This is a genomic window from Salegentibacter lacus (assembly GCF_020164555.1).
Lineage (GTDB): Bacteria > Bacteroidota > Bacteroidia > Flavobacteriales > Flavobacteriaceae > Salegentibacter > Salegentibacter lacus.
Window position 1 is genome coordinate 1 of sequence record NZ_JAIQZB010000075.1, and the last position, 366, is coordinate 366.

1 protein-coding gene is annotated in these 366 nt (G+C 44.0%); it reads left to right on the forward strand.

Annotated elements, in window-relative coordinates:
- The coding region (locus tag LB465_RS18130) for a hypothetical protein (protein ID WP_224471320.1) at positions 1-366 on the forward strand (366 nt) is incomplete at both ends.

Below are 366 nucleotides of genomic sequence, written 5' to 3' on the forward strand. Positions count from 1 at the left end.
TTAATGGCGGTGCTTTTGAAACTACTACTTCCTGGTCTGAACTTGCTGCCGATACTTATACTGTAACTGCAAGAAATGCTGACGGATGTGAATCGGAAGCACTTTCTGTAACAATAAACGCTCAACCAGAAACTCCTGATGCTCCTGTAGTAGCTGAAACTGTTCAACCAACTTGTGACGAAGCAACCGGGTCTTTCAGCATCACTGCTGAAACCGGAATGGAATATAGCTTTAATGGCGGTGCTTTTGGAACTAACACTTCCTGGTCTGAACTTGCTGCCGATACTTATACTGTTGTTGCAAGAAACGCTGACGGATGTGAATCGGAAGAGCTTTCTGTAACAATAAACGCTCAACCTGAAACTC